The sequence below is a fragment of the Streptomyces sp. CNH189 genome, from assembly GCF_000527195.1.
In genome coordinates, this window is sequence record NZ_AZUS01000042.1 from 1 (window position 1) to 10,935 (window position 10,935).

11 protein-coding genes are annotated in these 10,935 nt (G+C 71.8%); all 11 read left to right on the plus strand.

Translation table 11 applies throughout. From position 1 onward, the window contains the following. Positions 1-654: ABC transporter permease (locus tag B100_RS0133110; RefSeq protein ID WP_024888628.1), on the plus strand; the 654-nt coding region annotated here is incomplete at its 5' end. Then, positions 647-1,426, plus strand: a complete 780-nt coding sequence (locus tag B100_RS0133115) for an ABC transporter ATP-binding protein (RefSeq protein ID WP_024888629.1) — start codon at positions 647-649, stop codon at positions 1,424-1,426. The genes B100_RS0133110 and B100_RS0133115, both read left to right, overlap by 8 nt. 359 nt (positions 1,427-1,785) lie before the next feature. Then, positions 1,786-2,694, plus strand: coding sequence for a squalene synthase HpnC (hpnC, locus tag B100_RS0133120; RefSeq protein ID WP_024888630.1), 909 nt, complete (start codon positions 1,786-1,788; stop codon positions 2,692-2,694). Continuing rightward, positions 2,691-3,641, plus strand: a complete 951-nt coding sequence (hpnD, locus tag B100_RS0133125) for a presqualene diphosphate synthase HpnD (protein ID WP_024888631.1) — start codon at positions 2,691-2,693, stop codon at positions 3,639-3,641. Before hpnC ends, hpnD begins: the two co-directional genes overlap by 4 nt. Continuing rightward, positions 3,641-3,763, plus strand: coding sequence for a DUF6380 family protein (locus B100_RS37940; RefSeq protein ID WP_486585773.1), 123 nt, complete (start codon positions 3,641-3,643; stop codon positions 3,761-3,763). The genes hpnD and B100_RS37940 overlap by 1 nt, the downstream gene beginning before the upstream one ends. Then, positions 3,760-5,187 carry a hydroxysqualene dehydroxylase HpnE gene (gene hpnE, locus B100_RS0133130; RefSeq protein WP_024888632.1) on the plus strand — a complete coding sequence of 476 codons (1,428 nt, stop codon included), beginning with the start codon at positions 3,760-3,762 and terminating at the stop codon, positions 5,185-5,187. Before B100_RS37940 ends, hpnE begins: the two co-directional genes overlap by 4 nt. A gap of 71 nt (positions 5,188-5,258) precedes the next feature. Beyond that, complete coding sequence (locus tag B100_RS0133135) at positions 5,259-6,323, plus strand: polyprenyl synthetase family protein (RefSeq protein ID WP_024888633.1); 1,065 nt, start codon at positions 5,259-5,261, stop codon at positions 6,321-6,323. 118 nt (positions 6,324-6,441) lie between these two features. Beyond that, the gene (gene shc / locus B100_RS0133140) at positions 6,442-8,481 is read left to right on the plus strand and encodes a squalene--hopene cyclase (RefSeq protein ID WP_024888634.1); all 2,040 of its coding nucleotides are present in this window, start codon (positions 6,442-6,444) and stop codon (positions 8,479-8,481) included. Next, positions 8,481-9,122 (plus strand): phosphorylase family protein, encoded by a 642-nt coding sequence (locus tag B100_RS0133145; RefSeq protein WP_024888635.1) that lies wholly within the window; start codon positions 8,481-8,483, stop codon positions 9,120-9,122. Before shc ends, B100_RS0133145 begins: the two co-directional genes overlap by 1 nt. Before the next feature lie 5 nt (positions 9,123-9,127). After that, positions 9,128-10,150: an adenosyl-hopene transferase HpnH gene (hpnH, locus tag B100_RS0133150; protein WP_024888636.1), complete on the plus strand. Its 1,023-nt coding sequence runs from the start codon at positions 9,128-9,130 to the stop codon at positions 10,148-10,150. A gap of 5 nt (positions 10,151-10,155) precedes the next feature. Further along, the coding region (ispG, locus tag B100_RS0133155) for a flavodoxin-dependent (E)-4-hydroxy-3-methylbut-2-enyl-diphosphate synthase (protein ID WP_024888637.1) at positions 10,156-10,935 on the plus strand (780 nt) is incomplete at its 3' end.

Genomic DNA, 10,935 nt, shown 5'->3' on the forward strand with positions numbered 1-10,935 from the left:
CTGCTGCTCGGCGCCCGGCGGGGCATTCCGAGCGACGTGTACGTGCCGTTCCTGGTGACGGGCGTGTTCGTGTTCACGTTCACGCAGAGCTCGGTGCTGGCGGGCGTGCGGGCGATCTCGGGGAACCTGGGGCTGGTGCGGGCGCTGCACTTCCCGCGGGCGTCGCTGCCGGTCTCGTTCGCGCTGCAGCAGCTCCAGCAGCTGCTGTTCTCGATGATCGTGCTGGTCGTGATCATGGTGGGCTTCGGCAGCTACCCGAGCCTGTCGTGGCTGCTGGTGGTGCCGGCGCTGGCGCTGCAGTTCCTGTTCAACACGGGACTGGCGCTGATCTTCGCGCGGATGGGCAGCAACACCCCGGACCTGGCGCAGCTGATGCCGTTCGTGCTGCGGACCTGGATGTACGCCTCGGGCGTGATGTTCTCCATCCCCGCGATGCTGGAGGACAAGAACGTCCCGGCCTGGCTGGCGGACGTGCTGCAGTGGAACCCGGCCGCGGTCTACATGGACCTGGTGCGCTTCGCGATGATCGACGAGTACGGCTCGTCGTACCTGCCGCCGCACATCTGGGCGTTCGCGCTGGGCTGGGCGGTGCTGGCCGCCGTGGTCGGCTTCGTCTACTTCTGGAAGGCAGAGGAGAGGTACGGCCGTGGCTGACGACAAGACGGGTGCGCGGGTGCCCACCGTCATCGCGGACGACCTGCACATCGTCTACCGGGTCAACGGCGCCAGGGGCGGGAAGGGCAGCGCCACGGCGGCGCTCAGCCGGATCCTCAAGCGCGGCGAGGAGCGGGGCGTGCGCAAGGTGCACGCCGTGCGCGGGGTGTCGTTCGTGGCCTACCGGGGCGAGGCCATCGGCCTGATCGGTTCCAACGGTTCCGGCAAGTCCACCCTGCTGCGGGCCGTCGCCGGGCTGCTGCCCGCCGAGAGCGGCAAGGTGTACACCGACGGCCAGCCGTCCCTGCTCGGCGTCAACGCGGCCCTGATGAACGACCTCACCGGTGAGCGGAACATCATCCTCGGCGGTCTCGCGATGGGCATGTCCCGCGAGGAGGTCAAGGCGCGCTACCAGGAGATCGTCGACTTCTCCGGCATCAACGAGAAGGGTGACTTCATCACCCTGCCGATGCGCACCTACTCCTCCGGCATGGCGGCCCGCCTGCGCTTCTCCATCGCCGCCGCCAAGGACCACGACGTCCTGATGATCGACGAGGCGCTGGCCACCGGCGACCGCTCCTTCCAGAAGCGCTCCGAGGCGCGCATCCGCGAGCTGCGCAAGCACGCCGGCACCGTCTTCCTGGTCAGCCACAACAACAAGTCCATCCGNGACACCTGCGACCGGGTGCTGTGGCTGGAGCGCGGCGAGCTGCGCATGGACGGCCCGACCGACGAGGTGCTCCGGGAGTACGAGAAGTTCACGGGCAAGTAGCCCGCCCGTCCAGGGCCCCGCCGGAACGGCCCGGCGGGGCCCGGCGTCTGCAAAAGATGCGTCAACTCCTCGTGCGAGGAGGAATTTTGACGCCGATCGGTGTGTTGTCGTGGTGCTCGGTGGACCCCCGGCGAGGCAAGGTGCGTTGTACAACGTAAGCTGTACCGGTCCCGAAAGGCGGCAATCAGGGCCATAATGCCCGACATCATTCATCGGTGCTGTCGGGTGGACGCCTGGGCGGCGTGTCCGAAATAGTGTGAATTGGGTCAGCAGTGTAGAACGGGAGATGTGACGGCAATGGCTTCGGAGACTCCCCGGCTGAACTCAGCATGCGCCGTCCTCTTCCCGGGCAGTCCGCGATGACGGCGGCCGACGCACGCCCCGCCGCCATGGAGCGGGCGACACTCGACAAGGCCGCCGCCGAGAACTTCCCGGTGGCCCCCTTCTTCCTGCCCAAGGCATGGCGCGCCGACCTCATGGCCGTGTACGGCTTCGCCCGTCTGGTCGACGACATCGGCGACGGCGACCTGGCCCCCGGCGGCGCCGACGCCCGCGCCCTCGGCGTCCCCGCCGAGCGGGCCGACGACCGCCTCGCCCTGCTGGACGCGCTGGAAGCCGACCTTCACCGGGTGTTCGACCCGGCCGGCCCGCGCCCCCGCCACCCCCTGATGCTCCGGCTGGAGCCGACGGTCCGCCTGCGCGCGCTGAGCCCCGAGCCGTTCCTCGGCCTGATCGCCGCCAACCGCCAGGACCAGCTCGTCAAGCGCTACGAGACCTACGACGACCTGCTCGCCTACTGCGAGCTGTCGGCCAACCCGGTCGGCCGCCTGGTGCTCGCCGTCACCGGGACCGCCACCCCGGAACGCATCCGCCGCTCCGACGCCGTCTGCACGGCCCTGCAGATCGTCGAGCACCTCCAGGACGTCGCCGAGGACCTCGGCCGCGACCGCATCTACCTGCCCGCCGCGGACATGAAGCTCTTTCATGTCACCGAGGCGGACCTCGCCGCACCCACCGCCGGCGCATCGGTGCGCGCCCTCGTCGCGTACCAGGCCGAGCGCGCCCGGGACCTGCTGGACGAAGGCGCACCCCTGGTGAGCAGCGTCCGGGGCAGGCTCCGCCTGCTGCTCGCGGGGTTCGTGGCGGGAGGCAGGGCGGCCGTCCGCGCGATCGCCGCCGCCGAATACGACGTACTTCCCGGCCCGCCCAAGCCCGGCAAGACGCAGCTGTTGCGCGAGGCGGGCGTGACTCTGCGAGGAAAGGGGTGATCCGGACCGTGGAGTCGCAACCATCCGCGTCCGCACCGGTACTCGCCGCCTACAGCTACTGCGAGACCGTCACCGGCCAGCAGGCACGCAACTTCGCCTACGGCATCCGGCTGCTGCCGACGCCCAAGCGGCGTGCGATGTCGGCGCTGTACGCGTTCTCCCGGCGGGTCGACGACATCGGCGACGGTTCGCTCGCCGACGACGTCAAGGTCGCCCGGCTGGAGGACACCCGCGCGCTGCTCGCCCGCGTCCGGGACGGCGAGGTCGAGGAGGACGACACCGACCCGGTCGCGGTCGCCCTCGCCCACGCCGCCACACACTTCCCGATCCCGCTCGGCGGCCTGGACGAACTCATCGACGGCGTCCAGATGGACGTACGCGGCGAGACGTACGAGACCTGGGACGACCTGAAGGTCTACTGCCGCTGCGTCGCCGGCGCCATCGGACGGCTCTCCCTCGGCGTGTTCGGCACCGAACCGGGCGCGCGCGGCGTGGAACGCGCCTCCGAGTACGCCGATACGCTCGGCCTGGCGCTGCAGCTCACCAACATCCTGCGGGACGTCCGCGAGGACGCCGAGGGCGGCCGCACCTACCTGCCCGCCGACGACCTCGCCAAGTTCGGCTGTTCCGCCGGGTTCGACGGGCCGACACCACCCGCGGGCTCCGATTTCGCGGGCCTGGTGCACTTCGAAGTGCGCAGGGCCCGCGCCCTTTTCGCCGAGGGCTACCGCCTGCTCCCCATGCTCGACCGGCGCAGCGGCGCCTGCGTCGCCGCCATGGCCGGCATCTACCGCCGGCTCCTGGACCGCATCGAGCGCGACCCCGAGGCCGTGCTGCGCGGCCGGGTCTCCCTGCCCGGCCGGGAGAAGGCCTACGTGGCGGTGCGCGGCCTCTCCGGTCTGGACACCCGCCACGTCACCCGGCGTACCGTCGGGAGGCGTGCCTGATGGACACCGCCTACCCGGACGGAAAGCGGCGGGCAACCCTCCGCCGCGTCGCCGCGTCCCTCACCGAGACGGCCGGCCGCGCACCGTTCGTGCGGCCCCGTCGGGCAGGGGAGGACGCATGAGCCACGGCGCACGCTCCGAGGGGCCCCGCACGGACGCCCCGGTCCCGCCGGGACGTCATGCCGTCGTGGTCGGCGGCGGGCTGGCCGGCACCACCGCGGCCCTCGCCCTCGCCGACGCCGGGGTGCGCGTCACCCTCCTGGAGGGCCGGCCCCGGCTGGGCGGACTCGCCTTCTCCTTCCGGCGCGGCGAGCTGACCGTCGACAACGGCCAGCACGTGTACCTGCGCTGCTGTACCGCCTACCGCTGGTTCCTCGACCGGATCGGGGGCGCGGACCTGGCCCCCCTGCAGGACCGCCTCGACGTGCCCGTGGTCGACGCCGACCGGCCCGAGGGGCGTCGGCTGGGCCGGCTGCGGCGCGACCCGCTGCCCGTACCGCTGCACCTGGGGCGCAGCCTCGCCGCGTACCCGCACCTGTCGCTCGCCGACCGTGCCCGGGTGGGCCGGGCCGCGCTCGCCCTGAAGGGCCTCGACCTCACCGACCCCGCCCTGGACGAGGAGGACTTCGGCAGCTGGCTGGCCGCCCACGGCCAGTCGCCGCGCGCCGTCGAGGCTCTGTGGGACCTGGTCGGGGTCGCCACCCTCAACGCGGTCGCGGGCGACTCGTCGCTGGCGCTCGCCGCGATGGTGTTCAAGACCGGACTGCTCTCCGACCCCGGCGCGGCCGACATCGGCTGGGCCCGGGTGCCGCTGGGCGACCTGCACGACCGGCTCGCCCGCGAGGCGCTGGACTCCGCGGGCGTGCGCACCGAGGTCCGCACCCGCGTCACCTCCGTGCGCACCGGAGCCGACGGGAGCTGGACGGTCGAGACCCCCGGCGAGACGATCCACGCCGACGCCGTGGTCCTCGCCGTACCGCAGCGCGAGGCGCACGACCTGCTCCCCGCCGGCGCGCTCGACCGCCCCGAACGGCTGCTCGACATCGGCACCGCCCCGATCCTCAACGTCCACGTCGTCTACGACCGCAAGGTGCTCGCCCGGCCCTTCTTCGCCGCGCTCGGCACCCCCGTGCAGTGGGTCTTCGACCGCACCGACGCCTCCGGCCTGCGGCGCGGCCAGTACCTGGCGCTGTCCCAGTCGGTCGCCCAGGACGACATCGACGCGCCCGTCGCCGCCCTGCGCGAGCGGTACCTGCCCGAACTGGAGCGGCTGCTGCCGCACACCCGCGACGCCCGGGTCGAGGACTTCTTCGTCACCCGGGAGCGCACCGCCACCTTCGCTCCCGCCCCCGGCGTCGGACGCCTCAGGCCCGGCGCCCGCACCAAGGCACCCGGCCTGTACCTGGCCGGAGCGTGGACCGCCACCGGGTGGCCCGCGACCATGGAGAGTGCGGTCCGCAGCGGCGTCGGCGCGGCGGACGCCGCGCTGGGTGCCCTCGGCCGGCCCCGCCCGCGTCACCTCTTCGCATTCGAGGAGGCGGCCTGATGCTGCAGCGAAGCGGCGCGGCAGGTCCCCGCACCCCCGGTACCGCAACAAGAGGAGAGACTGTGCCCACTGTGCCCCCGGCCCCGCAGGCCGCTCGAAGGACCGCGGTGGACGTGTCCGCGCTCCTGGAGCGCGGGCGGACCCTGGCCACGCCGGTACTGCGGGCGGCCGTCGACCGTCTGGCACCTCCCATGGACACGGTCGCCGCCTACCACTTCGGCTGGATCGACGCCCAGGGCCGCCCCGCGGACGGCGACGGCGGCAAGGCCGTGCGTCCCGCCCTCGCCGTGCTGTCGGCCGAGGTCACCGGAGCCGCGCCGGCGACCGGCGTGCCCGGCGCGGTCGCCGTCGAACTGGTCCACAACTTCTCGCTGCTGCACGACGACCTGATGGACGGCGACGAACAGCGCCGGCACCGCGACACCGTCTGGAAGGTGCACGGCCCCGCCCAGGCCATCCTGGTCGGCGACGCCCTGTTCGCCCTGGCCAACGAGGTGCTGCTGGAACTCGGCACCGTCGAGGCCGGCCGGGCCACGCGCCGGCTCACCCGCGCGAGCCGGGCCCTCATCGACGGACAGGCCCAGGACATCTCCTACGAGCACCGCGACCGCGTCAGCGTCGAGGAGTGCCTGGAGATGGAGGGCAACAAGACCGGCGCCCTGCTCGCCTGCGCCAGCTCCATCGGCGCGGTGCTCGGCGGCGCCGACGACCGCACCGCGGACGCGCTGGAGAGGTACGGCCACCACCTGGGCCTCGCCTTCCAGGCCGTCGACGACCTCCTCGGCATCTGGGGCGACCCGGAGTCCACCGGCAAGCAGACCTGGAGCGACCTGCGCCAGCGCAAGAAGTCCCTCCCGGTCGTGGCCGCCCTCGCCGCGGACGGCCCGGCCGCCGCACGGCTCGGCGAGATCCTCGCCGCGGACGCCAAGAGCAGTGACTTCGCGAACTTCTCCGAGGAGGAGTTCGCGGCCCGTGCCGCCCTCATCGAGGAGGCCGGCGGTCGCGAGTGGACCGCCGAGGAGGCACGACGTCAGCACACCATCGCCATCGGAGCCCTGGACACCGTGGACATGCCCGACCGGGTGCGGGAGCAGTTCACGGCGCTCGCGGACTTCGTCGTCGTACGAAAGAGATGATCACTATCGGTCGAATAGCCCTCGCGTAGTCGCCGGCCGGTGGTACGGGAGTACCCCAGCGGCCGACGGCGGACCCACAGCAGACGCACCATTTGCAGGACTGCACGAAGGGGAAGCCATGACAGCGACGACCGACGGAAGCACCGGGGCGGCCTCGCCGACCCGTGTGGCCGCGGCCAGCGAAAACGACACCGACATCCCCGAGGCGGCCGGGGTTCCCGACAGAGCCGCCCGCGCCATGCGGCGCGCCACCGACTTCCTGCTGTCCCGTCAGCATGACGAAGGCTGGTGGAAGGGCGACCTCGAGACGAACGTCACGATGGATGCCGAGGACCTGCTGCTGCGTCAGTTCCTCGGCATCCGCGACGAGGACACCACCCGCGCCGCCGCCCTGTTCATCCGTGGGGAACAGCGCGAGGACGGCACCTGGGCCACCTTCCACGGCGGACCCGGCGACCTCTCCGCCACCGTCGAGGCGTACGTCGCGCTCCGCCTGGCCGGCGACGCCCCGGACGCCCCGCACATGGCGAAGGCCTCCGCCTGGGTGCGCGAGCAGGGGGGCATCGCCGCCTCCCGGGTCTTCACCCGCATCTGGCTGGCCCTGTTCGGCTGGTGGAAGTGGGAGGACCTGCCCGAACTGCCGCCCGAGCTGATCTGGTTCCCGACCTGGGTGCCGCTCAACATCTACGACTTCGGCTGCTGGGCGCGGCAGACCATCGTGCCGCTCACCATCGTCTCCGCCAAGAGGCCGGTGCGCCCCGCCCCGTTCCCGCTGGACGAGCTGCACACCGACCCCGCACGGCCCCATCCTCCCCGGCCGTTCGCCCCGGCGAACACCTGGGACGGTGCCTTCCAGCGGCTGGACAAGGGCCTGCACGCCCTGCGCCGGGCGATCCCGCGCCGGCTGCGCGGGGCGGCCATGAACACCGCCGCCCGCTGGATCATCGAGCGGCAGGAGAACGACGGCTGCTGGGGCGGCATCCAGCCCCCCGCCGTGTACTCGGTCATCGCCCTGCACCTGCTCGGCTACGACCTCAACCACCCGGTGATGCGGGCGGGGCTGGAGTCCCTGGACCGGTTCGCCGTGTGGCGCGAGGACGGCGCCCGGATGATCGAGGCCTGCCAGTCACCGGTGTGGGACACCTGCCTGGCCACCATCGCGCTGGCCGACGCGGGTCTGCCCGCCGACCACCCGCAACTGGTCAAGGCCGCCGACTGGATGCTCGGCGAACAGGTGGTACGGCCCGGCGACTGGTCCGTGCGCCGGCCTCATCTGCCGCCGGGCGGCTGGGCGTTCGAGTTCCACAACGACAACTACCCCGACATCGACGACACCGCCGAGGTGGTCCTCGCGCTGCGCCGGGTCAAGCACCACGACCCGGACCGGGTGGACAGCGCCGTCGGCCGCGGGGTGCGCTGGAACCTCGGCATGCAGTCCCGCGACGGCGCGTGGGGCGCCTTCGACGCCGACAACACCAGCCCCTTCCCCAACCGGCTGCCGTTCTGCGACTTCGGCGAGGTCATCGACCCGCCGTCGGCCGACGTCACCGCGCACGTCGTGGAGATGCTCGCCGTCGAGGGGCTGGCCCACGACCCGCGCACCCGGCGCGGTGTCGCATGGCTGCTCGCCGAACAGGAGCCGGAGGGCTCGTGGTTCGGGCGCTGGGGCGTCAACTATGTCTACGGCACCGGGTCCGTGGTCCCCGCCCTGACCGCGGCCGGCATCCCGACGTCCCATCCGGCGATCCGGCGGGCCGTGGCCTGGCTGGAGAAGGTGCAGAACGACGACGGCGGCTGGGGCGAGGACCTGCGCTCCTACCGCTACAGCAAGGAGTGGAGCGGCCGGGGCGCCTCCACCGCCTCACAGACCGCCTGGGCGCTGATGGCGCTGCTGGCGGCGGGGGAGCGGGACACCACCGCCGTCGAACGCGGCATCGCGTGGCTCGCGGCCACCCAGCGGGAGGACGGCTCCTGGGACGAGCCCTACTTCACCGGCACCGGCTTCCCCTGGGACTTCTCCATCAACTACCACCTCTACCGGCAGGTCTTCCCGCTCACCGCACTCGGCCGGTACGTCCACGGGGAGCCCTTCACCAAGAAGCCGGCCGAGGCGACGGCCGCCGCCGGCCAGGCGCTCGCCGAGGCGAAGGGCAGCTGATGAGCAACCGGCCCGCCCCCGCCCCGCTGCTGATCGCCTGCGCGCTCGGCATCGAACACGTCGCGCTGCGCAGGCGCGAGCGCTCCACCCCGGGCGGGCCGGTCACCGTACTGCGCACGGGCATGGGGCCGGCGGCGGCCGAGCTGTCCGTCACCCGGGTCCTCGGCGATCCGGCCCTGAGCGGGGCGGCCGTCCTCGCCACCGGCTTCTGCGCGGGCCTCGCCCCCGGCATGCACCCCGGCGACCTGGTGGTCGCAGAGGAGACCCGTGACCCGCGCGGGAGCGTGAGCTGCGTGGGCACCGAGCTGTTGGTGAAGGAACTGGTGCGCGCGGCGCCCGGGCGCACCGTGCACACCGGACCGCTCACCGGCTCCGACCACGTCGTCCGCGGCCACGAGCGGTCCGACCTGCTCGCGACCGGCGCGATCGCGGTCGACATGGAATCGGCTGCCACGCTCCTGAGCGCCGTCCGGGTGGCCGAGCGCCCGGTTGCGGCCGTCCGGGTGGTCGTGGACGCTCCTGAACACGAACTCGTCCGCATCGGCACGGTCCGCGGTGGAATATCGGCTTTCCGTGTCCTTCGTTCCGTACTACCGGCTTTCTATGAATGGCACCGTTCCTTGCTGCTCCCCAGGAGGTGAGCCAGATGGCCATGCCGCTGCGTCAGTCCATCAAGGTCGCTACATACTTGGCCGAACAGAAGCTCCGCAGGCGGGACAAGTTCCCGCTCATCGTGGAGCTGGAACCGCTCTTCGCCTGCAACCTCAAGTGCGAAGGCTGCGGCAAGATCCAGCATCCGGCCGGCGTGCTCAAGCAGCGCATGCCCGTCGCACAGGCCGTCGGCGCGGTCCTGGAATCCGGGGCGCCGATGGTGTCGATCGCCGGCGGCGAACCGCTCATGCACCCTCAGATCGACGAGATCGTGCGCCAGTTGGTGGCCCGCCGCAAGTACGTCTTCCTGTGCACCAACGCGCTGCTGATGCGCAAGAAGATGGACAAGTTCACCCCGTCGCCGTACTTCGCGTTCGCGGTGCACATCGACGGGCTGCGGGAGCGGCACGACGAGTCCGTCGCCAAGGAAGGCGTGTTCGACGAGGCCGTGGAGGCCATCAAGGAGGCCAAGCGGCGCGGCTTCCGCGTCACCACCAACTCGACCTTCTTCAACACCGACACCCCGCAGACCATCGTCGAGGTGCTGAACTTCCTCAACGACGACCTCAAGGTCGACGAGATGATGATCTCGCCCGCCTACGCCTACGAGAAGGCCCCCGACCAGGAGCACTTCCTGGGCGTGGAGCAGACCCGGGAGCTGTTCAAGAAGGCCTTCGCGGGCGGCAACCGGCGCCGCTGGCGGCTGAACCACTCACCCCTGTTCCTCGACTTCCTCGAGGGCAAGGTCGACTTCCCGTGCACCGCGTGGGCGATCCCCAACTACTCGCTCTTCGGCTGGCAGCGCCCCTGCTACCTGATGAGCGACGGCTACGTGCCGACGTACCGGGAGCTGATCGAGGACACCGACTGGGACCAGTACGGCCGCGGCAAGGACCCGCGCTGCGCCAACTGCATGGCGCACTGCGGTTACGAGCCCACCGCCGTCCTCGCCACCATGGGGTCCCTCAAGGAGTCCCTGCGCGCGATGCGCGAGACCGTCTCGTCGAACAGGGAGTGAAGCAGATGACCGCAGTCTCCCTGGGCCTCCCCGAGGTGCCGCTGCGCCCGCTCGCCGTGCGCCGCGGGAGCCGGCGGATCCAGGTCGGATCCGTGGCGGTGGGCGGGGATGCCCCGGTGTCGGTGCAGTCGATGACGACGACGCGGACGTCGGACATCGGTGCGACGTTGCAGCAGATCGCGGAGCTGACGGCGTCGGGCTGCCAGATCGTGCGGGTGGCGTGTCCGACGCAGGACGACGCGGACGCGCTGGCGGTGATCGCGAAGAAGTCGCAGATCCCGGTGATCGCGGACATCCACTTCCAGCCCAAGTACGTGTTCGCCGCGATCGAGGCGGGCTGTGCGGCGGTGCGGGTGAACCCGGGCAACATCAAGAAGTTCGACGACCAGGTCAAGGAGATCGCGAAGGCGGCGAAGGACCACGGCACCCCGATCCGTATCGGGGTGAACGCGGGCTCGCTGGACCGGCGGCTGCTGCAGAAGTACGGCAAGGCCACCCCGGAGGCGCTGGCGGAGTCGGCGCTGTGGGAGGCGTCGCTGTTCGAGGAGCACGACTTCCGCGACATCAAGATCTCGGTCAAGCACAACGACCCGGTCGTNATGGTCGAGGCGTACCGGCAGCTCGCCGCGCAGTGCGACTACCCGCTCCACCTGGGTGTCACCGAGGCCGGCCCCGCCTTCCAGGGCACGATCAAGTCGGCCGTCGCGTTCGGTGCGCTGCTGTCGCAGGGCATCGGCGACACCATCCGCGTCTCCCTCTCCGCCCCGCCGGTGGAGGAGATCAAG

What these genes read in the sequence shown, in the direction of transcription:
- hpnC (WP_024888630.1), top strand. Translation starts at nt 1,786, where the DNA reads ATGACGGCGGCCGACGCACGCCCCGCCGCCATGGAGCGGGCGACACTC.
- B100_RS37940 (WP_486585773.1), top strand. Translation starts at nt 3,641, where the DNA reads ATGGACACCGCCTACCCGGACGGAAAGCGGCGGGCAACCCTCCGCCGC.
- hpnE (WP_024888632.1), top strand. Translation starts at nt 3,760, where the DNA reads ATGAGCCACGGCGCACGCTCCGAGGGGCCCCGCACGGACGCCCCGGTC.
- shc (WP_024888634.1), top strand. Translation starts at nt 6,442, where the DNA reads ATGACAGCGACGACCGACGGAAGCACCGGGGCGGCCTCGCCGACCCGT.
- B100_RS0133145 (WP_024888635.1), top strand. Translation starts at nt 8,481, where the DNA reads ATGAGCAACCGGCCCGCCCCCGCCCCGCTGCTGATCGCCTGCGCGCTC.
- hpnH (WP_024888636.1), top strand. Translation starts at nt 9,128, where the DNA reads ATGGCCATGCCGCTGCGTCAGTCCATCAAGGTCGCTACATACTTGGCC.